The 25,760-nt window shown below is 60.7% G+C and carries 18 protein-coding genes; 11 read left to right on the top strand and 7 right to left on the bottom strand.

All coding sequences use genetic code 11. The annotated features are described in order from the left end of the window. Positions 1–81 precede the first annotated feature (81 nt). Positions 82–828, top strand: coding sequence for a response regulator transcription factor (locus FYK55_RS06135; RefSeq protein ID WP_150075508.1), 747 nt, complete (start codon positions 82–84; stop codon positions 826–828). A gap of 167 nt (positions 829–995) precedes the next feature. Next, positions 996–1,931, top strand: coding sequence for a sugar phosphate isomerase/epimerase family protein (locus tag FYK55_RS06140; protein WP_150075509.1), 936 nt, complete (start codon positions 996–998; stop codon positions 1,929–1,931). A gap of 68 nt (positions 1,932–1,999) precedes the next feature. Here FYK55_RS06140 and FYK55_RS06145 read toward each other — a convergent pair whose 3' ends face one another. Continuing rightward, positions 2,000–2,944, bottom strand: coding sequence for a cytochrome c (locus FYK55_RS06145; protein ID WP_235908462.1), 945 nt, complete (start codon positions 2,942–2,944; stop codon positions 2,000–2,002). A gap of 294 nt (positions 2,945–3,238) precedes the next feature. Here FYK55_RS06145 and FYK55_RS06150 point away from each other — a divergent pair, with 294 nt between their 5' ends. Together FYK55_RS06150 and FYK55_RS06155 are read left to right on the top strand one after the other, a co-directional pair. After that, positions 3,239–3,601, top strand: a complete 363-nt coding sequence (locus FYK55_RS06150) for a hypothetical protein (RefSeq protein WP_150075511.1) — start codon at positions 3,239–3,241, stop codon at positions 3,599–3,601. 26 nt (positions 3,602–3,627) lie between these two features. Then, positions 3,628–4,026, top strand: a complete 399-nt coding sequence (locus FYK55_RS06155) for a DUF4430 domain-containing protein (RefSeq protein WP_161604331.1) — start codon at positions 3,628–3,630, stop codon at positions 4,024–4,026. Positions 4,027–4,095: 69 nt separating this feature from the next. Here the strand turns inward: FYK55_RS06155 and FYK55_RS06160 are convergent, their stop codons facing one another. Continuing rightward, a complete protein-coding gene (locus FYK55_RS06160; RefSeq protein WP_150075513.1) occupies positions 4,096–5,133 on the bottom strand; it encodes an aldo/keto reductase in 1,038 nt (345 codons plus the stop codon). Between the two features lie 346 nt (positions 5,134–5,479). On the opposite strand from FYK55_RS06160, the gene FYK55_RS06165 reads away from it, so the two are divergent. Further along, entirely contained in the window at positions 5,480–6,268 is a 789-nt protein-coding gene (locus FYK55_RS06165; protein WP_150075514.1) for a hypothetical protein, read from the top strand. A gap of 54 nt (positions 6,269–6,322) precedes the next feature. Here FYK55_RS06165 and FYK55_RS06170 read toward each other — a convergent pair whose 3' ends face one another. The 3 genes from FYK55_RS06170 to tpx form a co-directional block, all read right to left on the bottom strand. Continuing rightward, positions 6,323–7,858 carry an AAA family ATPase gene (locus FYK55_RS06170; RefSeq protein ID WP_150075515.1) on the bottom strand — a complete coding sequence of 512 codons (1,536 nt, stop codon included), beginning with the start codon at positions 7,856–7,858 and terminating at the stop codon, positions 6,323–6,325. A gap of 292 nt (positions 7,859–8,150) precedes the next feature. Next, positions 8,151–9,113: an oxygen-dependent tRNA uridine(34) hydroxylase TrhO gene (trhO, locus tag FYK55_RS06175; RefSeq protein WP_150075516.1), complete on the bottom strand. Its 963-nt coding sequence runs from the start codon at positions 9,111–9,113 to the stop codon at positions 8,151–8,153. Between the two features lie 33 nt (positions 9,114–9,146). After that, complete coding sequence (gene tpx / locus FYK55_RS06180; RefSeq protein WP_150075517.1) at positions 9,147–9,662, bottom strand: thiol peroxidase; 516 nt, start codon at positions 9,660–9,662, stop codon at positions 9,147–9,149. A gap of 304 nt (positions 9,663–9,966) precedes the next feature. Between tpx and FYK55_RS06185 the strand changes: the two genes are divergently transcribed. The 6 genes from FYK55_RS06185 (at position 9,967) to FYK55_RS06210 (ending at position 21,612) form a co-directional block, all read left to right on the top strand. Beyond that, positions 9,967–12,240: a multiheme c-type cytochrome gene (locus FYK55_RS06185; RefSeq protein WP_150075518.1), complete on the top strand. Its 2,274-nt coding sequence runs from the start codon at positions 9,967–9,969 to the stop codon at positions 12,238–12,240. Between the two features lie 221 nt (positions 12,241–12,461). Beyond that, positions 12,462–14,582, top strand: a complete 2,121-nt coding sequence (locus FYK55_RS06190; protein ID WP_161604332.1) for a serine/threonine protein kinase — start codon at positions 12,462–12,464, stop codon at positions 14,580–14,582. Between the two features lie 9 nt (positions 14,583–14,591). Beyond that, positions 14,592–16,712 carry a hypothetical protein gene (locus tag FYK55_RS06195; RefSeq protein WP_150075520.1) on the top strand — a complete coding sequence of 707 codons (2,121 nt, stop codon included), beginning with the start codon at positions 14,592–14,594 and terminating at the stop codon, positions 16,710–16,712. Positions 16,713–16,727: 15 nt separating this feature from the next. Beyond that, positions 16,728–18,608: a GTPase domain-containing protein gene (locus tag FYK55_RS06200; RefSeq protein ID WP_150075521.1), complete on the top strand. Its 1,881-nt coding sequence runs from the start codon at positions 16,728–16,730 to the stop codon at positions 18,606–18,608. A gap of 162 nt (positions 18,609–18,770) precedes the next feature. After that, positions 18,771–19,481 carry a MotA/TolQ/ExbB proton channel family protein gene (locus FYK55_RS06205; RefSeq protein ID WP_235908463.1) on the top strand — a complete coding sequence of 237 codons (711 nt, stop codon included), beginning with the start codon at positions 18,771–18,773 and terminating at the stop codon, positions 19,479–19,481. Positions 19,482–19,830: 349 nt separating this feature from the next. After that, positions 19,831–21,612, top strand: coding sequence for an ABC-F family ATP-binding cassette domain-containing protein (locus tag FYK55_RS06210; RefSeq protein ID WP_150075523.1), 1,782 nt, complete (start codon positions 19,831–19,833; stop codon positions 21,610–21,612). Positions 21,613–21,817: 205 nt separating this feature from the next. On the opposite strand, the gene FYK55_RS06215 is transcribed toward FYK55_RS06210, so the two are convergent. Then, the gene (locus FYK55_RS06215; RefSeq protein ID WP_150075524.1) at positions 21,818–24,313 is read right to left on the bottom strand and encodes a DUF1592 domain-containing protein; all 2,496 of its coding nucleotides are present in this window, start codon (positions 24,311–24,313) and stop codon (positions 21,818–21,820) included. Then, entirely contained in the window at positions 24,310–25,644 is a 1,335-nt protein-coding gene (locus tag FYK55_RS06220) for a DUF1552 domain-containing protein (RefSeq protein WP_150075525.1), read from the bottom strand. Before FYK55_RS06220 ends, FYK55_RS06215 begins: the two co-directional genes overlap by 4 nt. Positions 25,645–25,760: the final 116 nt, after the last annotated feature.

Here is a 25,760-nt window from a genome sequence, read left to right on the forward strand (position 1 = left end):
TCGTTCGCGGCGGTCACGCGAATCCTTATGGGCCGCCTCTCATCCACGAATCTCTCGGCAAGCCTGCCAACGAGGCACACGATGACGTTGACAATCCTGGTCGCAGAAGACGATCCCCACACGCGAATGGCGCTGGCCGAAGTGATCGGCGCCGAAGGCTTTCAAGTCATCGAGGCCAGCGACGGACAGCAGGCCAAGAATCTGTTCGACAACGAACCGCCCGATATGGCGTGTCTGGACATCATGATGCCGGGGATCAGCGGCTATGACCTGTGTCGGCATTTCCGGAAGCAATCTCCGACCATGCCCATTCTGTTCATCACCGCCAAAGCCGAAGAGATCGATAAGGTGGTGGGGCTAGAACTGGGAGGCGACGACTACATTGTCAAACCCTTTGGAACCAAGGAAGTGGTCGCAAGGATCCGCGCGGTCGCCCGTCGCTGCTTCCCCCCCAAACCGGAATCGGGGTCCGTCCCCTTTTCCGACGCGCCGTTTGAGATGGGAGATCTGGAGGTGTTCCCGCGAGAGATGCGGCTGCGACGCGACGGCGAGACGGTCGCACTTTCAAGACGCGAGTTGCTGATTCTGCAGACGTTGGCATCGCGTGCGGGCGAGGTCGTCAGCCGCGCCGAACTCTTCCGCTCGGCTTGGGAGGAAGACCATTTTCCCAACAGCCGCACCATCGACCAGACGATCAGCCAGCTGCGGAAGCGGATCGAGCAAGACCCCAAGAACCCATCCATCATTCAGACCGTTTACGGCGTCGGCTATCGATTTGACCCCCAGACGCCCGCCACGGGGAACACGGAAGCGGGCAACTTGGAGTAGATTAGCTGGATGGCGTGACGATCCGATCGCGTGGATAATCGGACACGGCGACAGTCTGACGACGGTCGCGACATCCGCGTGGGACGTCACGCCGTCTCATTTGTGGTTTCGCCCGGCGTTTGTCGGGCCACGCCCCCCCATCCTGCCCTCCTGATTCCAATTGACTTATGACGAATCGACGCCAATTCCTTCAGTATTCAGCCGCCGCCGCGGCAACTTCCCTGACCGCATCTTCGCTCCTTGCCCAAGAACGTCCCGGCGGCCAGGACGCACCCTTCAAGATTTCGCTTGCCGAATGGTCGCTCCACCGCTCCCTGCGCGACGCCTCCAAGGGAATCAGCAACCTGGACTTCCCACGGCTCGCCAAGGAAGAGTTTGGCATCGATGCGGTGGAATACGTCAACCAGTTCTTCAAGGACAAGGCTCAAGACGAAGCCTACCTGACTGACTTGAAGGGCCGCTGCGACGACCTGGGCGTCAAAAGCTTGCTGATCATGTGCGACGGGGAAGGCAACCTGGGAGATCCCGATAACAACGCCCGCACACGCGCCGTCGAGAATCACTACAAGTGGGTCGATGCGGCCAAGTTCCTGGGGTGCCATTCGATCCGCGTCAACGCGGCCAGTCGGGGAAGCTACGAAGAGCAAATGAAGCTTGCGTCCGACGGATTGCGTCGGTTGAGCGAATATGCCAAGCCGAAGGGATTGAACGTGCTGGTAGAAAACCACGGAGGGCTCAGCAGCAACGGCGCCTGGCTGGCTGCCACGATTGAGAAGACGCAAATGGACAATTGCGGCACCCTCCCCGACTTCGGGAACTTCTACGTCACCCGAGGCAAGACGCCGGAAATGTACGATCGCTACAAAGGCGTCGAAGAATTAATGCCCTACGCCAAAGCGGTCAGCGCCAAGTCACATGACTTTGATGCGGACGGCAATGAAATTCATACGGACTACGAAAAAATGATGCGAATCGTGCTGGACCACGGTTACCACGGCTACGTGGGCATCGAATACGAAGGCTCCAAAGATTCCGAGTACGACGGAATCAAAAAGACCAAGACGCTGCTGGAACGAGTTGCGGCAAAGCTTGCCAAAGCTTGATCCGAGCATCGTTTCTCATTGCGCCCGAACATGAGGGCATTGAGATCCATATCACTTCAAACGCTTGTCTAGCGATACTGTTCGTGGCAAGCGTCACAGGACTGAGTGACCTCACCAACCGCGGCACGCACCGCATCGTAGTCTTTCAGCTCCAGTCCTCGAGTCACGCCCGAGGCCGCTTTTGTCATCGCCTCACTAAACGCCACGTAGTCCTGGTCGTCCGACTCATCCATTCCGTCCTGGACCAGGATCTTCCCCAGCACTGCCAGCAACTCCGCGGGACGCCGCACGTCGCCGGGCTCGGCTTCCACATCTTCCGCGCTGGCGGTCGATTGTCTCAGTGATTCACGCAATTGGTCCGCGTATTCCATCAGGGGTCCGCGGTCGGCGATCGATGCCCAATCATTGGTCCCGTCGGCCTTGCGGTCGCGAAGCCCGGTTCCGGAAACCAGGTCCTGCAAATCATTGCGTCTTGCCTGAGCTTCATTGAAAACCTGCGTCGTTCCGGCGTTGCAGTTGAACGCGGTTCGCGCCAGCAAATCTCGGGCGGCCGCCGCATCCTCCTTCCAGCGGACATCGCCCCCGTACTCGCTGATGATGGCGAACATGCTGGAGAGCACCATCAAATCAAGCCGAGCGTCCTGGTACCCGCCACTCTTGAACGGTCCCGGCTGGGTGACGACGGTGTCGTAATGAAGTTTCACGCGTTTGACTTCGTCTTCCAGCGAAGTCGCGGTGATCAATTTGTCCCAGGTTCCCCCAGCTGACTGCTCCGGCGAATCGGAATCACCCGAAGCTGCCGCCACCGCGGCGGGCTGCTGCTTGGCCCGTAACTTGGCCAGCGATGGCCGCTCTCCCCGCAACGCATCGCCGACGGAATCAAAAAAGATTCCCTCCGTGTCGCTGGAAGAAAATTCCGGCGCGGCGGCACGTTTTTCATCTCCCCAAGCAGAAAAACTGAGCAGGGCGGCCAACAGCATGGCCAGCATTGGGAGAGGTGTTTTGGGGAACATCTGGGAACCAAGGTGGCCGGAAGGGAAGAATCCTTTCCGACATTCTAACATCCCAAAGTTGACGGCAACGGCCAGCCGACCAAAACGGGAAAGACGCGAAAGATGGGGGCAAAAAATCTTCGGAACCTGACGGTCCCGCGGACCGTCTTGTTTGCTAAGGATCGTTCCTGATGGCCCCCAGCGACGCGTGAGCGGGAATGGGGGCGCGCCCGAACTTGGTCCGAAACCCGCCTGGACTTTCGGGGCTTAATCATGAACTGGACGGATTCTTTTTTCAACGAAGGACGGTGTTAGATGAACGAGAACAGAGACGAACAGATGACATGCCAATGTCCAAATGGTCATAAGTTGCGGGGCAATGTCGAATTGATCGGCAAAACGATCCGTTGCCCCCGCTGCAGCGAGACGTTCGTGTTCGGCTATCAGGTGCGACCGTCGGTCACAGACACCGCGGTGATGCGAATTCTGGGCGACGGCCCTGGCGCCATGGGTCCCGCGCAAGAGGAAACGCCGCAGCCCAGACTGCGGCCATGCAAACGCTGCGGTGTCTCGATCTCCGCCACGGTCAGCGTCTGTAAACACTGCAACTGCTACGTGGGCATGCTGCCGGACTACTTGGCCCAGATGCATCCCCCGTCCAACGCCGCGGCCTCCTGATGCGACACGGCACGTTGAACAATCACATGCGCAAATCGATCGTTCTTGCTCTCACCTTGGCATCGTGCCTGATCGGCTCCGCAGGTTGTGAATCGCCTCCGCCGACTCCACCAGCCGACGCGGCGACGGGCATCGTCGCGGTCGAAATCCTGCAAGAAGATGCACCGCCCCGGCGGTTGGAAATCCCCGACGTTGCCGATGGCACGACGCTCGCAGCGGTGATGCAATCGATCAGCGAGGTGCCGATTGAAATCTCAGGCAGCGGGTCGACGGCATTCGTCCAATCGATCGGCGATCGGACAACCGAAGGCACCAAAGGTTGGACGTTCAAGATCGACGGCCAGTTCGTCAATCGGGGAGTCGGCCAAACGACCCTGCATCCGCCCACGACGGTGCAGTGGTCCTACGGCGAATTCGAGATGTGAGCGCCACGCAAATTGGCATGAACCGATGAAGCCGAAACGGCGGCCGAGCGGAACGGTGGCCGGCGGCGATCAAAGCCGTCGCAGTCCGTCCTCGGTCATCGGGGTCGGAATCTCAAAGTCCACCTGGTCGATTTGCGACAGCGTTTCCTCGGAAAGGATCAAATCGCGGGCCTCGAGCGACTCCTGAAGCTGCGCCACGCTGGTCGCCCCGATGATCGTGGAAGCGACAAAGTCGTGCTGGCGACTCCAAGCAACCGACAGCGCGGTCACCGTTGTCCCGATCTCATTGGCGATCTCCGTCAAGCGGCGCGTGGTTTCCAACGTCCGATCGTTGACGAATCGTTTGGCCATCCGCTGCTGACGCTCGCCGCCTTCGGTCAGATAGGCGGTGAACCGCGCCCCGGGCGGCGGACTGTCCTGGTACTTGCCGGTCAACACGCCGCCTCCAAGTGGCGAATACGGCAACAGCGAGATGCCTTCGCGGCGGCACACCTGCGCCAGTTCACTCTCACACCGACGGTTGATCAGACTGAAATTGTTCTGCACCGTCTCGTACCGATCGACCGGAAAGGTATCCGCCGTCCAACATGCTTTCATCATGCCCCACGACGTTTCATTGCTGGCTCCGATCGCACGCACTTTTCCCTGCTCGCGCAACTCGGTCAGCACCCCCAGAACCTCCTCGTAGGGCATCCCGTGATCGGGCCAGTGCGTCTGGTACAAATCGATGTAGTCGGTCCCCAATCGCTTCAACGAGCCTTCACAGGCCTGAATGATTTGTCGTCGATCCAGTGCGGTCTTTCCGTGACGCACCGGCGGCTGGAACCATCCGTGGCCGGGACCGGTGACCTTGCTGGCGACGATCACGGATTCACGCGGTTTCTGCTTCAACCAACGACCAAAAAACTCCTCGGTCTTTCCGACCAGATCGGCCGATGGAGGGACCGGATAGATTTCCGCCGTGTCGAAAAAATCGATTCCGGCATCGAAGGCGACGTCACAGATCTGGTGGCTGAGCGATTCGTCGCATTGCCCCCCGAACGTCATGGTGCCCATGCAGATATCACTGACCACGATGCCGCTTCGTCCAAGTCGTCGTTGTTCCATCGTTGATGTCGTTCGCTAAATGAGGAAGCATTCCACCCGCTCGGGCCGGCGGAAAAACTCGCATTGTGGGGGAACCCGCAAAGTCGTCTACCCCCTTCCTCCCGGCACAGCCCTATCAGGAAGACGCCCGTCGTTTCTTCCCTGCGCTGCCAAGCAAGCCATCGTCGACTCGCTTCCACGATGCGAATCCGAGGGAACTTTCTGGCGGTCGCCCAGACCGTAGCGAACCGCATCCCGTGACGGTGGAGTATCCTGATGGGACGCGTGACCTGATCGATGAGATCCCTCCGTCGGCAGCGGTCCAGCTTGCGTTCGACTTCTTTGCTCACACATGTTCCCCTCCCCGATGATCCGCATCTCTCATTTGCTGTTGCTTTGCGCCCTGATCCTGTCCGGCCGACTCCTCCACGCCCAAAGCAGTGGCGAGGAGATTCCCGACGTCGGCTGGGGAAAAATCGAGATCCAGGGAAAGGAGGTGCTGCTGGTCATCGATTCGATGCCCGAGAGCGGGTTTGTGTCGCTGCCGCGGCTGAACAATCGGATGAAATCGTTGACTTGGCGGGGAATGCCGGACGGCCCGGATTTGAAATTGCAGCCGGAACCAACGCAGTGGCGGATCGAGGTTCCCAAGTCCATCGATCTGCCCACCACGATTCGCTTGGAAACCTTTCAACCGGTCCGCGTGGCGACAAAGCCGGTGGTCGCGCGGCCGAACCATGACGGAGAGATTGTCTTGCCGGCCCACGATGCGGTGACCCACGGTGAAAAACTTCGCTTCGAACCTCAGCCACACAAGAACACGATCGGCTACTGGACCGACGTCAACGATTGGGCCGAATGGCATTTCCGAGTCGACCAGGCGGGCCGCTTCGAATGCCGGATTGCACAGGGATGTGGCAAAGGCAACGGCGGAAGCGAAGTCGACGTGATCTGTGTGTCCGAGGACGGATCACAGCGTCAACTACTGCCCCTGGTCGTCGAAGACACCGGGCACTTCCAAAACTTTGTGGTCCGGATGATCGGGCTATTCGATCTTCAACCGGGGCGATACCGGATCGAGGTGCGCCCACGATCCAAAGCGAAAGCCGCGGTCTGCGACATTCGCCAGATCAAACTGGTCCCGGTCCAGATCTGAGTCCACCGACCTTGACGCCCCCGCCTTTGTCCGGGCCCCGGCGCATGCAAACCGTCAATCGTCAGTCTCCGACGTCTCAAACTCTGAGTACGAGAAAGGACTGAACCACGGAGGCCGGGAGGGATGAGCTTCGTTGGCCCGTCCGACGGCTTCCGCGTACTTCCCTTTGCTTTCACGAACCGCAGCGGCCGCCTTGAGGTACTGCTCGGTAACCGAGATCTGATCTTCCCCGTTAACTCTCGCGTAGGCGTACAGCGCCTTGCCGTCCTGAATCGTCCGCTTCAGGTCGGCACCTGTGAAACCGTCGGTTTCCTCGACAAGAGCAGGGACGTCCGCCTCTCGCAACGGAGCAGGCGCGGCCGAGAGGTGCTCTTTGATGATGGCTGTCCTTGCCGAAGGGTCTGGCAGATGCATTTCGAGCCAAAGCTCGATTCGGCCCGAGCGCACCAAAGCCGGTGGCAGGTTTCCCACGTCCATCGCCGTCATCATCACGCACACCTCACCCACACTTTCGCTTTCAAGTCCATCAAGCATGGTCAAAAGGTAACGATACAGGCCATGCTCTTTTCCGCTCTCGAAGATGACGTCACTGTCGTCGATGAAGATGACGGAGGGGGCATTGTTCTTCGCGGCTTCGAAGACCTGATGGATTCTTCCGTAAAACTGTTCGGTGCCGGAAATGAACGTCCCATCGACGAGAAAGAACTTGCCCTTCAGCCGATGTGCCAAGGCGCGGCCGATCGTGGTCTTGCCCGTGCCGGGTGGTCCGACAAGCAAGACACCGCGTTTGGGCTTCAACCCCAACTCATTGGCCAATTCATCGTTTTCGAGCGGCACGGCAATGTGAGCTTCAAGGCTGGCGATCACGTCATCAACTCCCTTGAGCTCGCTTAAATCGACGTTGGCGACCTCGCCCAACGACACATTGCTTGCCAGTTGCTGACTCCGCAGGTAACCAATGAACGAATCGGTCTCGATCTCTCTGGTCTTCTTCAACCACTCGCAAGCGAGTTTCAGCTGATGAGCGTTTAACTTTGGCGCGAAGCGATGCACCTTCTGAAAATTGACGTCGCTTGCCGGTTGCCCACAGAACTGATTGCAAAGATGTTGATAATCCTCAGGTTGAAAACCGTCGATGCTGTAGGCGTAGCAGCGTTCCCGTAGGGGGCGAGGCAGGTTCCCATTGCTACCCAGTACCAGCTTCTTATTGGATTCGATCACGTAGGTTGCAATCGCATTCATTGGCGAATCCAGGAAGCCAGAACGCGGATAAAAATGACCGCAATCACCCACGGGTGCCGTGGCCAGATGCAGATCGTCAACGATCACCCATTCGTGCTGCTTGAGTGCGTCCAGGAGCAGTGCGTACAACGCGTCCTCCAACGCAAGCGGATGCCGCCCCTGAGCCAGTTCGACGAAATCGCGGATGCTGACAAGCTTTCCGCCAAGTTTTTCATGCAGGCACTTGAGGACGGTGGTCCGCCCACGGCCGGACGCTCCCCAGCAGTGGAAGATGTTTCCGAGATCAGCGGCATGCACGAACCAGTCGTATGCCGATTTTTGAGCCGGGCTGAGCATTTCTGGTTTCATCGACGCACCTCGGCAAACGGACAGAAACGAAAACGAATCGACGTGCGGATCATCCTCGCATTCCTTGGAATTTCTTCGAGAACTCTCAAGCCGCTTGAAGAAGTCTGACCCGACGCGATCCGACGCCCCGCAGAAACGACACCCTCCAAAGTATCAGGTTCACATCGGCGTCGCCTATCACACCGTGAAAGTTGCGTCGACTCCGGGTTGCTTTTGCGGAAGCAAAAGGCGACATGGCAGAAAGTCCGTCCGCGGCGTGAGTGCGCTGCGAGATACGCAGCAAGCTGTCGCTTCAATCAGATTCGTCACGAGGACGCATCGGTCGATCGCGTCCTTGTTTTTCCCACATCGCCTGGCGCTGCGCGAATCGTTCTCGCTGCTCCTGACTGATCTGATCCTTGCATTTGGGACAGTGGACACCCGGTTCGTAGTCCGGGTGCCGCTGGTCTTGTTCGGAGACCGGCCATCCACAGGCGTAGCACATCACGTGCCCGCCTTCGGTCAATCCGTGTCCGACCGAAACGCGTTGGTCGAACACAAAACAGTCACCGTTCCACATCGACTGCGACTCGGGAATGGTTTCCAGATACTTCAGGATCCCGCCCCGCAGGTGATACACCTCCTGGAAACCCTGTTGCTTTAACAGGGCGGTCGATTTCTCACAGCGGATCCCGCCGGTGCAGAACATGGCGACTTTTTTATGTCGCTCCGGATCTAAATGCTGCTGGACGTATTCGGGAAACTGACGGAAAGATTCTGTTCCCGGGTTGGTCGCCCCTTCAAAGGTCCCGATGGAGATCTCGTAATCGTTGCGGGTGTCGATCAGCAATACATCGGGATCGGAGATCAAGTCGTTCCACTGCTCCGGATCAACGTACGTCCCGGCCGATTGATTCGGATCGATCCCGTCGACGCCCATCGTGACAATCTCACGCTTCAGCCGCACCCGCATCCGCCGAAACGGTTGCTTCGCACAACGCGACTCCTTGACATCCAACTCCGCGAACTCGGGGATCGAACGAAGCTCCGCCAGGACGGTGTCGATTCCTTCCCGGCTGCCGGCAATCGTTCCGTTGATGCCCTCGGCGGCCAACAGCAAGCTGCCCCGAACCGCGGACTCTGCCAGCAGTTGTTCCAGCCGCGGCCGCAACGACTCGTGATCGGGCAGACGCACGAATCGGTACAGGGCCGCAACCACGATCGGAGAATCGGCCACGACGGAATCAGAATCGGTCGTTCGGCGGTTTTCGTGCATGATCGCCGGTTGTGCAGCGGGGCGGGGGACGATTCAGACCAACATCCGAAGCGCCGCCATCGCGGTGGCGTAGTCGGGTTCTTCAGTGACTTCGGACACGATTTCCTTGTGGACGACTTCACCGTCAGCGTTCAGAACGAAGACCGCACGGGTGAGCAATTTCAGCTCCTCGATCGTCAACCCCCACGCGTCACCGAACTGGTGAGTCTGGTAGTCGCTCGCGGTCCGCATTTTGATGTCTTCGGCCCCGCAAAAACGTGCTTGGGCGAAGGGCAGGTCTCGGCTGATGGTGACCGCGTTGATTTTATCACCCAGGGCGGCCAGTTGTTCGTTGAACGTTTTGGTCTGGACGGCGCAGGTGGGGGTGTCCAAGCTGGGAACGACGCTGATGATGGTCGGTTTTCCCTTCAAATCCTCCAGCGTCAACGCCTGAATGCCGCCTTCGGCATAATGGACCGTGAAATTCGGAGCCGGTTTTCCGACTTCCAGGGCCTCGCCGGCCAATGTCATCGGATTGCCCTTGAAAGTGATTACGCCAGTCTGAGTCATGTTTTTTACCGTCGAAAGTGAGGCGTCGGTCGGATCATCGGAGGCTCAGTCGCCCCGGTGCGGCAAAGCGCGGCTGCGGACAGCGGTTCCCGGAAGCGTCCTGACCTGCCAGATTATGCGGACCGAGCCCGCACTCATGAAAGGGGCCTTGCCATCGCCCCGACCGTCGTGGTTGCGTCATCCCCGGATCTTTTCTCTAACGCGACTGTGTTTTCCGATGCGTACACCTTTGGCCCCCTGTGACCTGTTTCCGAGGGAATGCTGCCGACTAAGGGCCGGCTTTCCGGCTGGCACAGCTGTATGGATGGCGATCGCGTTGGGCGGGTTGCTGGCTTCGGCGGCCCCAGTGCGGGCTGCGGGTGACACCAAGTACGCGCACAGCGATTCGGATTCTCGCTACCTGCACCACATCCACCTGTACGACACCAACAATCGCCGGATCACCGCGGATTCGACCACGCCGTATTCCAGTGTGAACACCTGCGGTCGCTGCCACGATTACGACACGATCGCCCACGGCTGGCACTTCAACGCCTTCCTGCCCGAGTCGGATGACGGACGCCAGGGTGAACCATGGGTGTGGACCGACGCCCGGACCGGAACCCAATTGCCGCTGTCCTACCGGGATTGGCCCCAGACCTACGATCCGCGGAAGATCGGCATCGACCAATGGATGCTGACCAGAAAATTTGGTGGACGTTTGCCCGGCGGCGGCGTCGGAGTGGCCCCGGAGGAAGCCGAGGCACCGTCCCAGCCGCAGGGTGACGAACCGTCCGACGATGCCGAGAATGAGGACTCGTCCGAGACGCCGGTCTCTCGATGGCCACTGACGGGATCGTTGGAGATCGATTGTCTGGTTTGCCACAGCGTGTCGGGCAAGTACGACTTCAATGCCCGCCGCGAACAAATTGCGGCAGAGAACTTTTCTTGGGCAGCAACCGCCGCGCTGCGGATCGGCACGGTCGACGGGGAAGTGTCTCGAATCAAAGACGGCGCCGACCCGGACGATGAAGCGACCCAGGAGAAGTTACCAAAGGTGGCGTACGACCAATCGGTGTTCGCATCCGATGGCACCGTGTTCGTCGACCTGGTCCGACAGCCCCAGAACAATGCCTGTTACCAGTGTCACAGCAACCGGACGGTCAACGAACAGGGGATCGAATCGCGATGGACCCACGACGAAGATGTGCACCTGCGGGCGGGCATGCAATGTGTCGACTGCCATCGCAACGGGATTGATCACCACATCGTCCGCGGCTTCCCCGGCGAGAAGCGTCCTGACGGTCAATCAATGGTGACCCTGTCCTGCGCCGGATGCCATCTGGGTTCCGAGTTTGTCGAGCAGCTGTCCACGGAAGTGAATCTGGCAGCGAACGGCAAATCCGCTGCGGCCGACGCCGAGCCGGCCGACACAAAGCGGGCCGACCCCGAGCTGGCCGACCCCGAGCTGGCCGACCCCGAGCTGGCCGACACAGAGCTGGCCGACACAGAGCTGGCCGACACAGAGCTGGCCGACACAGAGCAGGCCGACGCAGGGCAGAACGAACAAGTGGAAAAAGAACGGGGAACCGCACCGACCCGGGAAGTGACCGAGATCCGCTCACTGGCCGGACGTCTGGGATCACCACGTCCAGCCCACGCCGGGCTTCCGCCGGTGCACTTCGAGAAACTGTCCTGCACCGCCTGCCACGCCGGACCACTGCCGCGCGATCAGGCCCTGGGCATCATGACCTCGCTGGCTCATTCCCTGGGAGAAAAGGAACATCGCAGCGGCCAGGAACTGCCGCGGATCCTCGGTCCGGTGTACGCGAAGCAGCCTGACGGACGAATCTATCCGCACCGTGTGATGTGGCCGGCCTTTTGGGCCGTCATCCAGGATGACACGCTGCGACCGCTGGATCCGGAATCGGTCTACGACATCACGCGTCGATCCTTGCGGGTACGCAATGACTTCCAGACCGAGATCGTGATGCCCGAACTGCGCAGCAGCGAACTGAAGGAGCTGATCGGGGAAGACCGCTACCGGGTCGACCCGCAGGAATGGACGGACGAGGAAACGCAAAAAGTGCAGGCGGCGCGACAAGCCGCGGGACAAGAATTGTTCCAAGAGAAAGTTGCGGCGGCGTTGGCGGCCATTCAAGAAGAATTGGGCGTCGAACGCGCCGCCTATGTTTCCAGCGGAACCGTCTACGCCACGTCAGCGGATGGTGAGGGGATCCAAAAGCTGGAAGTCCAGGACCCGCAGGCAACGGGGATGATCCGCTGGCCGATAGCGCACCGCGTGCGCCCGGCCGGTTGGTCGCTGGGGATCACCGGATGCACCGAATGCCACAGCGACTCCGCAACGCTGTTCACCAGCACGGTGGCTGCCACCGGCCCGGGACCGGAGGACGGACCACCGACAGCCATGGCGGTCCTGCAGGGGATCGACGCGGATCAACGCTTGGCGTGGAACCAGCTGTTCAGCGGTCGAGCGACATTCAAATACGCGATCGCGGCTTCCTTGGTTGTTCTGGCCGCGGTGCTGTTATTGGGAATCGGATTGCTGATGGGACGCCGCCGATCGGCGGGCGACTAATGCGACCGCCATCTGGGACACCCGACGGCAGCGAACGTCCCTAGTTAAAGTGGGCGTCCCTGGTGAAGTCGGCCGCAGCGGAGTTCACCTATACTGGGGCGATGCCATCTCGTCATCAACCAGCCGATCCAACAAGGCGTGCGACCGCGGTGCATTGGGCCCCACAGCGGGACCCACACCGGCACCCGCCGTCGGAGCGAAAGTCGGCGACGTCGACGTTGATGGAAGCGTTCCGGCAATCTCCCGTGGGCCCGTTGTCGCCGCCGGTGGCCACGTTGGTGGCGATCGTCCTGGTCGGCGTCACGTTGTTCGCCGGTTGGCGCGTGCGAAAGAGTGTCCGATCGCAAGTTCGGGAGTCGCTGCAAACGGTGCTGGCCGCAAACGTCACGGCGTTGCGGTTGTGGTTGGAACAGCAACGCGATTGGGTGTCCCATCTGGCTGCCGATCCGGCGATCCGCCGGGCCGCGTTGGCGCGGTTGGATGGTGACGCAGCGTCCGAACCGGACGCGGAGTCGATCATTTCCGCTGAACAACTCCGACGACTGCGTGACGCAGGTTACCTGGACTGGATCCTGGCGGATCGTCTGGGCATTGTGGTCGCCGCCAGTGACGATTCTCTCCTGGGACAACACTTGCCTCTGCAGGAGCATCGCGCCTCGCAGCTTGCCGCCGGTCGGGCAACCGTTTCATTGCCCTTCGAATGGCAAACGGAATCTTCCGCCGGCGGATCGCCGCAGTCCACTGCCGTCATGTGCGCGATGGCGCCGCTGGGAGACAGCCTGGAACACCAAGGACTGTTGGCGCTGACGATCGATCCGGGCGGTGAGTTCACCGACATCTTGTCTGTCGCTCGCCTGGGTGAAAGCGGTGAGACGTACGCCTTTGACCGCCAGGCCACTCTGCTTTCGCGCAGCCGGTTCGAATCTCAATTGCGTACGTTAGGGCTGCTGGGCGATCAGCAGTCCAGTCCGTTGAATCTGCAGATCCGAGACCCACGCACCGCCCACCACCGACGCAGCGTGGCTCCGGATTCGTCGGCGGAGGAATCCCCGCTGACCGAGATGGCGGAGATGGCGACCCGCGGCGGCGAGGGCGAGAACCTGGCCGGATACGACGACTACCGGGGCGTTCCGGTGGTGGGGGCCTGGCGATGGCTGGCCGATTACGGATTTGGGGTCGTCACCGAACAGGACGTCGAAGAAGCGTACCGCCCCCTGCGAATTCTGCGCAACTATTTCTTTGCGCTGCTGGGTCTGGTGGCCACCACGGCCGGCAGCCTGTTGGCTTTCGCTTGGGTGATGCGTCCCAAACGCCGCGCGGATCGTTTGGCACCCTTGAACCGTCGACTCGGCCAATACCGGCTGGACCGCGTGATCGGTCGCGGCGGGATGGGAACGGTGTACCTGGGCTTTCACGAATTGCTTGACCGACCGGTGGCAATCAAGGTCCTGGAGAATACCGATGCGACCGACGAAGCATTGCTGCGGTTCCAGCGCGAAGTGCAACTGACCGCTCGGCTGCAACACCCCAACACGATCGAGATCTACGACTTCGGCAGAACCGACGAAGGCACGTTCTTTTACGTGATGGAATTGGTCGATGGCATTTCATTGGACCTGTTGATTGAGCACTACGGTCGTCAACCTGCCGAACGCGTCATTTATCTGCTGCTGCAAATCTGCGGATCGATTGCCGAAGCCCATCAAGCCGGATTGATCCATCGCGACATCAAACCGGCCAACGTCGTGGTGACCTCGCGTTCGGGAATCCACGATCTGGTGAAGGTGCTTGATTTCGGCCTTGCCAAACAAGTCGGCCGGGACACGCAGCAGCTGACGCGTGCGGACACCTTGACGGGCACACCGCATTACATGGCGCCGGAATCGATCCGTGATGCATCCAGCGTCGGCGTACTCAGCGACATCTATTCCATCGGTGCGGTCGGTTACAGCCTGCTTTGCGGGGTTCCTCCGTTTGAAGCGGATACCCCGGCCGACGTGTGCGCGCTGAAGCTTTATCAAGAACCCCCGCGTCCCGACCGCAGGATCCACGCGCCGATTGCCGATGACATCCAGGAAGTCCTGATGGAATGCTTGCACCGCACCCCCGGCGAACGTCCGGCGACGGTCACTGAACTGGCCTCGCGGCTATTGGCCTGTTCGAACAGCCCCCGATGGACGCAGCGTGACGCCGGCCTGTGGTGGACGCAGGTTTTTGACGGGCCTTCTGTCTTGGCATCAGACGTGCGAGACTTGCACCCCGGGGGCGACGCCGATGGCCAACGCCCCGTCACCGGACAACGCCCACCGGTTGCGTCGCCGGCCGATCCAACCGTGAACTGAACACACCCTATGTTTGGTCAAAAACGACGAAAGAAGGCTGAACCGATCGATTGGCCTCGATTGCAGGCCCTGCTTGAAGACGACGATCGACGTGCCGCAATCGCCCGGCTGTACCCCGACCCGCGACACGAAAGCTTTCTGACGGGGCTGCGGCGCGTCGACGCCGAAGCGGCCGGCGACGTGGTTTCGCTCGGGCGGCAGGTCTTTCACGGGGCGCGGTTGGCGGAGTACCCAACGCTGGCAGTCGCCGGGATGCTCAACAGCGGCAAGACCAGCCTGGTTGCTGCCCTGTTGAGCCCGGCCGGACGGAAGCGGACGCTCCGCGGCGTTGCCAACCGTCACGGCACGCACCGATTCGTGTTGTGGCTGCCGTCGAAGTGGCGGGACGACGAATCGCTGTGGCGACTGTTGCTGGAAGACTTTGGTGATGCCGTGGGCCACGCCCCGGAATTGCTGGCCGAAGATCCCGAACAGGCACATCAACAATACAACAATCGCACCGGCGGGGCCGATGCCCTGGGCGTCCCGCTGGTGGCCACCGACGAGGCATTGGACGCCCTGGGAGTCGGATTACTGGATTGCCCCGACATCGTCTCCGACGAAATGTTCGGCGTCGGATCACCGGAACGTCGACGCGAGCTGCTGGGAAAAGCATCCACCTTCTGCTCGGCATTCTTGATCGTCTCCACGCCCGGCATGGCCCGCGACCGATCCTTGGGCGACATCTTGAAGACCACGTCGGACTTGATGCCGGGGATCCCACGCTTGCTGGCGATTAACAAGATCCGCCCCGGGCAAACTCCCGAAGAGGTGTTGGAATCCTTCCAGCCCCAAGCGGACAAATTCGGTGTCGAGCGGGTGTACGGGGCGTACGACTTTGAGATCCCCGGCAGCGAACCCTTCATTCCCAAAACTGTCCACGACGGTGACGAATCCGTGCAGGTGGAGAATCCCGCCGAAGACCCGTTGCCGATTTTCTTTTCGTTGTCGCCACAACCCGACGAGAACCCGCCGGCGGCAATCTCGCACGATCGATTGTTGACGCATTTGCCGAAAGAGCTGGAGCGTCCCGAAGCATCCGACCGTTTTCTTCATGGTCGACAAACGGCACTCCGGCGAAGCGTCTGGGATCGTGGCATGCGATTGATCACCGAAGACGCCGAACGCTCGCTGGCCCAGACATTGAGGGCGCGTCAGACACTGTTCGAAACGACGATCAGCCTGTTCACCCGGCAGGACGCGGCGGGGAACATTGCCGAAGTCCGCATGCATCAATCCGAACGAATCGTCAATCAGCTGGCGGCGGCCTTTTGCGATGCGGCACCCTGGTATGCCCGTTGGGGTGTGCGCATCAACACGTTCATCCAGGGACGCGCCAAAGCCGCGACGGCGATGATCAAGCAATACGCGCCGACCGCGATGGCGGAAAGCTATGCCGAATCGATCAAGGAGAAGTTCAAGTCCAACAAGGTCGGCCATCTGGTCGATCCGCGCGAACTGGACGGAGCGTTACGCCGATTCGGCGCGCCGCTGACGCTGCCCCACTGGTTCGGCGACCAGAACAACCCGCTGGACCCATCGGCCTGGCAACAGACGATGGAAACCATCCTGCGAACCTTCGACCAGAACGATCGGGTTCAGTTTGATGGTCAACAGTTGCGGGCGGTCGCACAAGACATGTGGCGACAGATCCCCCGCCACAAGAAACTGGCCTTCGGGCTGACCCCGTTGGCCGCCATGCTGGCCACCTTCGGCAGCATCCTGATGTTGCCCTTCGACTTTGGAACCTCCATCCTGGCCAACGCATCGATCGTCGAATTGCTGGCTGCCGCCGGATTGACGGCTTTCTCGGCTTACTGGGCCGGGGGGAAAAACGCCCAAACGCTCAGCACCCAGGCGGCCGTCGAACAGATGTCGATGTTCTACGTGTTGATGTGTCAGCACATCGGTGTGGATCCCGGCGAGCCGTTGCCAACGATACAGATCAAACAATCCAAACACCGCTTTCCAACGCCCAACCTTCCGACACCGCCAGCGGCGGCTTTGCCCGTGGACCGCAGCCTGTCGGTGTATCGTGTCCGAGACGCGTTCGAAAAAGAACTCGCCGCAATTCTGCCACGCGACCGTTGAATCAATCTTTCCCCGATGCGTCGCGTCCCTTCCCAAGGTAATCCCGTGGATGCCCCTTCCCACAACGACCTGGACGACCAGCCGGCCGACGAATTCCTGCGCCAAGTCCGCCGGACCGCGCGGTCGGTTTTGGGCGATAGCGAAATCGGACGGCAAGTGCAGGAACTTTGCGACGAACACGCCCAGGCTCGCCAACTGATCTCCCAGGACCGCTCCGCCGGCTCTCTGGTCCTGGCGATCGTCGGCGCGACCGGTCAGGGAAAATCCTGGCTGGTCCGACAGATCGTCCGTCGATCCGCCGCGGCCGATTCGATCCGCAGCGGGACGCGTGCTGACCAGGCAACGGAGCAACTGGTTTGGGTCGGACCGCGGCCCCCAGCGGACCTGGACCCGCGGTTCGAGCAGTTTGTCCGCGTGGCCGCCGAGGACATGGAGCCGCTGGGTGTTCCGTACGTGCTGGTCGATGCCCCGGGTTCGACCGACGATCGTCGGGGAATCGCCGAAGTGGCTCAGCGCGCCCTGTCGCTCGCATCGGCCCTGGTACTGGTCGTCCGCCGCGACCAGATTCGCGCCTACACCCCCGGAGCGTTGGCGTCGGCCAGCGAAGGTTCGATCGTGATCCCGGTCATCAACACGGTCGGACGCGAGGACGATGCACTGCAGGGCGATGTCGACGTCTTTCTCTCCAACCTGCGTTCGGCGGCACCGGGCAGCATCGTCGCCCGGCCAGTCCAGATCGACGACTTCGAAGCCACCGGGCGCGACGCCCAGGAGGTCGGCAGCGAGGCGGTGCAGGAAGTCTTCCGCCGGCTGAAATTGGAACTCGAAAACAACCCCGACAGTGATCGCCGCAAGAGCACACGCCTGAAGGCGCTTGATGGTCGATTCCGAGCCGCCCTGTGCGCCTTGCTGGCCGATCAACTGCCGGGGCTGACCCGCGCGGTCAACCGATTGAACGACGCCGCGACGCGGCTGCCGGGCGAAGTGGCCCAGACGCTGATCGGACCCGAGGGGCCCCTGCAAGCTGCGGTGCGCAGCCGCCTGCGGTTGCGGCTGCTGACCGAAACCGGCGCCATTTGGTTTCCCTACCGTTCGCTGTTGGGGCTGTTGAATCTGACTCACGGAGCCTGGGACCGGGTGGTGCTGTCCCTCTCGGGTTCGCTTCCTTCGCTGGTCAGTGCGATCTGGACTTCCACGCGATCGCTGACGTCGGACCGATCCGCCAACGACGAAATGCGTGACGGACTCCGCAAGCGGGCCGCCGCCGCGGTCACCGATCGGCTTGGACCGCTGGCCGCACAGTTCCGCGACGAACTGATGCTGTTGCGCAGCGGCACCGCGAACATTCCCGGCGATGACCGAAGTGACCTGTCCACCGCCGCGATGCGTCGCGATCAAGACGCCTACCACGTGGCCTCCCTCGGCGGCCTCGATGCGCTGCAGGAACGTTCACAAAACATCCTGCAGACCACCATCGACCGCAACGCCGTCGGTCCCGGCGCGGCCACCGTGATGGCGTTGCTCGGAACCGCCATCTTTTGGATTCTGATGGCCGGCCCCTTCGTGGCGATCTACAGCGAGTACCTGGTGGCCAGTTACGAAGCCTTGGCCGGCGGCCGCATGACCATGGAGCATTTTCCCAAACCCGAATTTGCGACGGTGCTGACCAGTCTGCTGCTGTCGGTGTTTCCCACCGCGGTGTTTGCGATGATCGCCTTGTCGGTCGCCCAATCAAGGCGGCGCGTGCGGGCGGCCGAACAAGCCATTCGCGAGCAACACGAACAGGCAATCGACGACTTGCAACGTGACCGCGTGTTGCGTCTGCAGTGGGACGACCCGCTGTTGAGCGACGCAGAGTTCCTGGTTTCCGCCGGTGCGGGCGGTCACCCGGAGTGACGCTTCCTCCGGCCACTCCTCCGGGCCACGTTAGGGCGACCACTGTTGGATTGGCCGATCGGATACGCTACGCTTTGCCCTCGCGCCATCCGCCGGCTTGATGACGCAATCCGACGCCCCGGTCGAGCCCACCTGACCCGACAAATGAGTTGGTCGATAACGATGCCTGTTCTGGTAGCCCAAGCCGACAACGAATTGGCCGGCGAATCGGCGGGGCTGTTCGAGATCTTGCTCAGCGGCGGCGTGACCGGCGCCATCATCCTGGTGGTGTTGCTCTCGCTGAGCTTCGTTGCGGCTTATTTAGTGTTCGACCAGATCATGACACTGCGTCGGAAAGAAGTGCTGCCCGAAGGCTTGAGCGAAACGGTTCGGCAAGCCCTGTTGACCGCCCGGCTGCCGGAAGCCGATGCGGCCTGTCGTCGTGAGCCGAGCGTTTTGAGCGTCGTGCTGTTATCCGGGCTGGCCGAAATCGAATCGGGTTGGCACGCCGTGGAGAAAGCCGTCGAAGACTCACTGGCCGAACAATCCGCACGGATGATGCGTCGGATCGAGTACCTGTCGGTGATCGGAAACATCGCCCCGATGGTCGGTCTGCTGGGGACCGTCACCGGGATGATTTTTGCGTTCCAGCAGGTTGCCGCGACCCGCGGGGCCGCCGGGGCCGGAGATCTGGCCGAAGGCATTTACCAGGCGTTGGTGACCACCGTGGGCGGACTGGTGGTGGCGATCCCCTCGCTGGCCGCCTACGCGGTTTGTCGCAATCGCGTCGACACCCTGATCGCGGATGTTGCCTTTCAAGCCCAGCACTCGCTGCACCCCGTCAAGCGTCGACCGGCGAAATCCGTTCGCCCCCCGAAACCGGCCCGCGGCTGAACGGGCTCGCAGCGAAACCGGCCCGAACCGGTGCGTCGTCCGTTCGATTCGCTGCCGTCCGAATTCGCCTGGCTGGACAGTGCCACTTTCAATCAAAAACACCGTGATTTGCAGTGCAATGAGCGGCAAGACGCTAGCCGCCGGTTGAGGTGAGAAAACCCGCGGCAAGCGCCACGCGGCTCACCCGAAAGCGTAGGTGTCCCCGTCGCGATCGCTGCGGAGGTGACGCGCCGATCGGCCAGGAATCCCGTCACCACGGACGGCCGGATCATCGACGATTCCGCGGCCGCTTGGTAAGGTTTGCCCGAACCATTGTCCCACTTTATTTCGCACCCCCACCCCTGCCGATATGGCCGTTTTGATCCAAGTCCGAAATGCGCACAAGCGTTTCGGTGACCAGGTGTTGCTGGACGGAGCCGACGTTTCCCTGGTCGACGATGTCAAGGTCGGCTTCATCGGACGAAACGGTGCCGGGAAGAGCACGCTGATCCGCATTCTGCTGGGCGACGAAGAGCTGGAGCAGGGCGAGATCATCCATCACCCCTCGCTGCGGATCGGTTACCTTCGCCAACACGACCCGTTTCAGGAAGGCGAATCCGCCATGGATTTCCTGATGCGGGACAGCGGCCAACCGGACTGGAAATGTGGCCAGGTTGCCGGCCAATTTGAGCTCAAGGGTGACTACCTGAACGGTCCGGTCAAATCGCTTTCCGGTGGCTGGCAAACACGCGTCAAGCTGGCGGCCCTGCTGCTGAACGATCCGAACCTGTTGATGTTGGACGAACCGACCAACTTCCTGGACCTTCGCACGCAGATCCTGCTGGAACACTTCCTGCGGAACTTCAACAAGGCCGCCCTGATCGTCAGCCACGACCGCGAATTCCTCAAAGCGACCTGTTCGCAAACGCTGGAACTCTCCCGCGGACAGCTGACCATGTATCCGGGAAAGATCGATGCCTTCCTGGAGTTTCGCGAAGAGCGGCGTGAACACGATCGGCGCGTCAACGCCACCGTGATCGCAAAGCAAAAGCAGCTGCAACGCTTCATCGAGAAAAACCGCGCCAACGCTTCGACCGCCAGCCAGGCCCGCAGCAAGGCAAAGCAACTGGCGCGGCTGCAAACCAGCGAGGTGGAAGTCGACGAGCCCACCGTCCACATCCGAGCCCCGCGCGTCAACCCGCGGCAAGGCACCGTGATGCGCTGCGACAACCTGGCGATCGGGTATCCGAACCACGTGGTCGCCGACCAGATCGGCTTGGAAATCGAACACGGCCAACGGGCCGCAATCGTGGGGGACAACGGTCAGGGAAAGACGACGTTGCTGCGAACCCTGGTCGGATCACTGGAACCGCTTGACGGAAACATCAAGTGGGGGCATGGGACCGAGCTGGGCACCTACGCGCAACACGTTTACACCAGCCTGGATGACCGGCAAACCGTGCTGGAACATTTGGAATACCAATCCAACGCCGACACCACCCGCCAGGACTGCCTGGCGATGGCCGGGGCATTGCTGTTCCGTGACTCCCATATCAACAAAAAAATCAAAGTGCTCTCCGGAGGCGAGCGTGCCCGTTTGTGCATGGCCGGCTTGCTGCTCGGCGACGCCAACGTGCTCGTGTTGGACGAACCGGGAAACCACCTGGATGTCGAAACCGTCGAGGCCCTCGCCGATGCCCTGGTCGATTACCAAGGTACCGTGATCTTCACGTCGCACGACCGTCACTTCATGCGTCGCGTGGCCACCAACGTGATCGAAGTCCGCGACGGCTCGGTCAAGAATTACTTTGGCGACTACGATTCCTATCTGCAAAGCGTCGAAAGTGAAATCGACGAGGGGGAGCGAGAACGGGACCGCATCGCAGGAAATGCCCCCAAGCCAACAAGCGAGAAAGCTTCCGGCAGCGAGAACTACCGCGCCAACCAGCAACAGTCACGCAAAGTCGAAAAAGAGATCAAGAACCTGGAAAAAAAGATTGCCAAGCTGGACGACGAAAAGAAGGCGGTCAATGACAAATTGCTAACCGAGACCGATCCCGACGAAGCGGTTCGGCTGCACGAGGAATTGACCCGGATCGGCGAAGAGCTGGAAACGGCCGAGCACCGTTGGTTGGAACTCAGCGAGTTTTAGCTCTTCCGAGACTGTCGCATTCTCTGCGGCAGAATGGCAGTCGTGAAGCGCCGACAGCCTCCTGCCGTCGGCGTGAGCCGACGGACACCGCCACCCAATTCCACCAGCCGCGAAGCGGCGAGGCAATCCTTGGATAGGAAGGCCCGGGCGGTGGGTGCAACCACACGCACCAGCTTCGGAAAGGCAAAAAGACTCCGGTTTCGAATCACCGCCGCTGAAAAAGATCGCTGAGCACGATCTGTTCGATGATCGATCGAACCGGATAACCCTGATCGGCCAGTGGCTCCAACAGCGCGTCAATTTCTCCACGATCGGCGGTCTCGATGCGGCGTCCCAACGCGTAAGCGGTCATCGATTCGGCAAACGAACGCGCAAAGAAGGACTGCCGCTGGACGAGCAACTCTTTCAACCCAACGACGTCCTGGAAGGATTGCCCGCTGGGAAGTTTGCCTGACGTGTCGATTTCCGCCCGGTTGTCGTAGCGTTGTCGCACCGCTCCGATCGGGTCGAAACACTCCAGCGCGAAACCGAGCGGATCGATCTTGCGATGGCACTCATTGCAGGCGGACGTGCTGCGATGTTTCTGTAACAGGTCGCGGATGGACTTGGCACCACGCACGTCCGGATCGATTGCCGGGACATCATCGGGCGGCGGAGGAGGAGGCGTCCCCAAAACGTTCTCCAGCATCCACACGCCACGGATGACCGGGGACGTCTCAATGCCATTGGCCGAGACGGTCAAGACGCTGGCTTGGCCCAGCAGACCGCCACGTCGGTTGTCGGTGAAAGTGACTTTGCGAAACTCGTTAGCGTCTTCGACGGGCACCTGATCGGTGACGTCGTACAGTTTGGCAAGGTCGCGATTGATGAACGAGTAATCGCCCGTCAACCACTCCGTCACCGGCCGGTCGTCGTCGATCAAATGCCGCAGAAACAATTGCGTTTCGCGCTTCATGTCGGGTTGCAGGTTCAGCGCGTAATACCGCCAGAAGGAGTTACGATCCGGCGGCATTCCGCCGAGTGCCCGTAAATTCAACCAGGCATCAGTGAACCCGGAAATCATCGCTTGCGATGCATCGCTGGCCAACAGCCGGCGCGTCTGCGCCACCAGAGCATCGCGATCCAAATCGCCTTGATCCGCCAGGCGACGTAATGCCGCGTCGGGCATCGAACCGGTCAAAAAGTACGACAAACGTGAGGCGAGGGCGTGCTGGGAAATCTGATCGGAATCCGTTTCGCAGCCGGGATCCAAATACAGAAACGATGGCGAGCAGAGCATGACCTTCAACGTGTCCTTGAATGCCGAAAAGGCGTCTTCGGTGGCATCCAGTCGTGCCTGATAGACCGCCATCAAACGGTCGACTTCGCCGGACGTGGCCGGTCGCCGGTACGCGCGGTCGGCAAACCGCTGAACCAGTTCACGCACGCGATCTGGATCGAACTGGCCATCGGGTAGCACCGTCCTGATCCGATCGGACGGCCACTGCTGGACGATCGGTCCGCGGACGTGGACCTCGTGAATCCGAATCTGCGGCACCTTGCCGTACCGCAACATTGCCTTTCGACACAGGAAGATGCCTTTGACATCTTGCACGCGTTCGGGCAACGTGTCGCTGTACAGCCGAAACAGTTTGTTGTGCAAACTGCGGACTCCCTCCAGCCCGTTTTCAAAGGTGAAACGGGGCATGAACCCGCGATCCAGCGGAACCTGAAACGTGTACCACTGCGGTTCGCCGTCTTCGATGACCTGCTCGGCGAGCAACGGCTGCAATGGCTGAATATTGTGCAGGCTTCCCGCTTCAGGGTCGCCGGGGCGGATTCCCATGCGAAAGTTTTCCGACAGATCGATCCGCAGGTGCTTTTCGTCGTAAGGGGTATCACGATGAAGGGCTTGGGCCAGCACGCGAATCTGATAGGTCCCATCGGCGGGGACGCCGTCGTGAAACGCTTCCAACGGACCATACGCCCCTTCGGGCTTGTCGGCCAAGGGACTGTCGTACAAACACAGGTACCGAAAATCAAAGGCGTCCTTGTGCGCCGGATCCAGTTCGGGTTGCTGTCGGAAATCTCCGGTGAAATGCCACTGTTGCTCAGTGGGGCGTTCACGCTGGCGAAACACCTTTTCGACAATCTGATCCGCCGCGTCGAGGTACTGTTCCAGCAAGTACCCGGACGTGACCAAGGCGTCGCCGATGTTGTCCAGATTCTCGACGGTTTGATCCTGGGGGAAGTGATCGGTCGGATCAAACATCGACAGATCCATTGCGAACAGATCCGCGACCGTGGCCAGGTACTCCCGTCGGGTCATTCGACGCAGGACGGTTTGGCCACCGGTGCTTTGTTGTTTCTGGCGTGCGTCACGCAGGGCGGTGGTGAGAGCGTCGATGACCTCGCCACGTTGCTGCGTCGACGGTTGCTCGGCGTCCTCAGGCGGCATCGCGCCCAGCGTCAACTGGTCGATGATTTCCTGCAGCGAGATCAAGGTGTCCGCATCGGTTGACGACAGATCCAGCGACTGGAAATCTCGATCCCCGCTGGGATCGTCCGCGTGATGACAGTCCAGGCAAAACGTCCGGACGAATTTTTCCGGGTCCGCGGCGTGCTTTTCCGGGTCCGCTGCGTGGCAATCGAAACCCCAAGGCGTCAAACACACCAGCAGCGCGGCCGCGGTGCGATACAGCCAATTCGCCGCCTTCATCATGCCCACTCCAAACCGCGCAGCGTTCCCGTGCTGGTAGAAAACCGGTCGACCTCGATGCCAAAACGATGCAGCATCGACAGGTACAGGTTGGTCAGGGGAGGACGCTGGGGAGCCTTGCGATCAAACGACATCGTCCCGCGATGGCGAAATCCGCCGCCGGCCAGAACAATCGGAAGGTTGGTGTTGGTGTGCGAGTTGGCGTTGCCCATTCCGCTTCCGAACAACACGGCGGTCTGGTCCAACAGGTTCGATTCGCCGCTTTCAAAATCCCGCAGTCGCGTCAGAAACTTTGAAAACTGTTCGACCTGATACGATTCAATTTTGATCAACGCTTCGATCGCGTCGGGCCGCTGACCGTGGTGCGACAGCGCGTGGTAACCGCTGCGAAATCCGAAATCCCGAGCTTCAAAGTCCCCGCCCAATTCCAAGGTCGCGATGCGAGTGCTATCGGTCTGCAACGCCAACGCGATCAGTTCGTAGAGGACGGGCAGGTCCTCGACCATGTTGGTGTTCTTGGGCGGCTCGAAAGGGGCGGCCGGTTTCTCGATGTCGATCCATTGCTTGCTCAAATCGATTCGCTGTTCGACGTCGCGGATAGAAGTCAAATATTCGTCCAACTTGCGCTGGTCGCGTCGGTTGAGCCGTTTGGCCAATGATTTGGCGTCACCGTTGACAGCATCCAAAATCGATTCTTTCAAGCGGAACCGATCAGCGGCCTGACGCTTGTCCGCATCGGCCACACCCACGAACAGTTTTTCAAAAAGTTGACGTGGCCCGCTGATTGGCGGAACACGCGTTCCCGCGCGAGTCCAGGACATTTGACACCCGCCGTGGATCCCGGATTCGCTTCCGATCACCAAAGAGGGGAATCGCGTCTGGCCGCCGATCGACTCGGCAGCGAATTGATCCAAGGTGATGTTCCCGTCCGGCATCGACTTGGCATCGCCACTACGAACCCCCGACAGAAACGCATGAATCGAAAAGTGCCCGCCTTTCAAGTCATGATCCAATCCCTCGATGACCGTCAAATCCCGGCGGTGCGGCTGAAGCGATTGCAGGGTGGTTGAGAGGGCTGGCTGTGCATCGGCTTGCTGATCTGCATCGCCGGTTTGATTCTCGGCTTGCTTCGGCCAGAACGCATCCGGGTAAAACCCCAGCATGTTGCCCACGCACACCATCCGTCGCGGCGCCTCGTTTTGGACGTTCTCCGATGCAGAAGCCGATCGTGATCCACGCAGCGATTCAAACGCCGGCAATGAAATCGAAACACCGGCGGCTCGCAACAGTGAACGGCGACCCAGACGCGGGCCGGAGGAATCGTGACGCTTCATCACTGACCTGAGAGAGAGGGTGGGATGTGGCAGGCGGGACCCCCAGTTTAGCTGATTTCCGCCGCATTTTGATCAGCAAAAGACGTCCCGGATGCGGGGTTTTGGTTGCTTTTTCC

Source organism: Roseiconus nitratireducens, from assembly GCF_008629675.1.
Taxonomy (GTDB): domain Bacteria; phylum Planctomycetota; class Planctomycetia; order Pirellulales; family Pirellulaceae; genus Stieleria; species Stieleria nitratireducens.

What these genes read in the sequence shown, in the direction of transcription:
- FYK55_RS06150 (WP_150075511.1), top strand. Translation starts at nt 3,239, where the DNA reads ATGAACGAGAACAGAGACGAACAGATGACATGCCAATGTCCAAATGGT.
- FYK55_RS06185 (WP_150075518.1), top strand. Translation starts at nt 9,967, where the DNA reads ATGGCGATCGCGTTGGGCGGGTTGCTGGCTTCGGCGGCCCCAGTGCGG.
- FYK55_RS06195 (WP_150075520.1), top strand. Translation starts at nt 14,592, where the DNA reads ATGTTTGGTCAAAAACGACGAAAGAAGGCTGAACCGATCGATTGGCCT.
- FYK55_RS06215 (WP_150075524.1), bottom strand. Translation starts at nt 24,313, where the DNA reads ATGATGAAGGCGGCGAATTGGCTGTATCGCACCGCGGCCGCGCTGCTG.
- FYK55_RS06160 (WP_150075513.1), bottom strand. Translation starts at nt 5,133, where the DNA reads ATGGAACAACGACGACTTGGACGAAGCGGCATCGTGGTCAGTGATATC.
- trhO (WP_150075516.1), bottom strand. Translation starts at nt 9,113, where the DNA reads ATGCACGAAAACCGCCGAACGACCGATTCTGATTCCGTCGTGGCCGAT.
- FYK55_RS06140 (WP_150075509.1), top strand. Translation starts at nt 996, where the DNA reads ATGACGAATCGACGCCAATTCCTTCAGTATTCAGCCGCCGCCGCGGCA.
- FYK55_RS06165 (WP_150075514.1), top strand. Translation starts at nt 5,480, where the DNA reads ATGATCCGCATCTCTCATTTGCTGTTGCTTTGCGCCCTGATCCTGTCC.
- FYK55_RS06200 (WP_150075521.1), top strand. Translation starts at nt 16,728, where the DNA reads ATGCGTCGCGTCCCTTCCCAAGGTAATCCCGTGGATGCCCCTTCCCAC.
- FYK55_RS06135 (WP_150075508.1), top strand. Translation starts at nt 82, where the DNA reads ATGACGTTGACAATCCTGGTCGCAGAAGACGATCCCCACACGCGAATG.
- FYK55_RS06190 (WP_161604332.1), top strand. Translation starts at nt 12,462, where the DNA reads ATGGAAGCGTTCCGGCAATCTCCCGTGGGCCCGTTGTCGCCGCCGGTG.
- FYK55_RS06210 (WP_150075523.1), top strand. Translation starts at nt 19,831, where the DNA reads ATGGCCGTTTTGATCCAAGTCCGAAATGCGCACAAGCGTTTCGGTGAC.
- FYK55_RS06170 (WP_150075515.1), bottom strand. Translation starts at nt 7,858, where the DNA reads ATGAAACCAGAAATGCTCAGCCCGGCTCAAAAATCGGCATACGACTGG.
- FYK55_RS06205 (WP_235908463.1), top strand. Translation starts at nt 18,771, where the DNA reads ATGCCTGTTCTGGTAGCCCAAGCCGACAACGAATTGGCCGGCGAATCG.
- FYK55_RS06155 (WP_161604331.1), top strand. Translation starts at nt 3,628, where the DNA reads ATGCGCAAATCGATCGTTCTTGCTCTCACCTTGGCATCGTGCCTGATC.
- FYK55_RS06220 (WP_150075525.1), bottom strand. Translation starts at nt 25,644, where the DNA reads ATGAAGCGTCACGATTCCTCCGGCCCGCGTCTGGGTCGCCGTTCACTG.
- FYK55_RS06145 (WP_235908462.1), bottom strand. Translation starts at nt 2,944, where the DNA reads ATGTTCCCCAAAACACCTCTCCCAATGCTGGCCATGCTGTTGGCCGCC.
- tpx (WP_150075517.1), bottom strand. Translation starts at nt 9,662, where the DNA reads ATGACTCAGACTGGCGTAATCACTTTCAAGGGCAATCCGATGACATTG.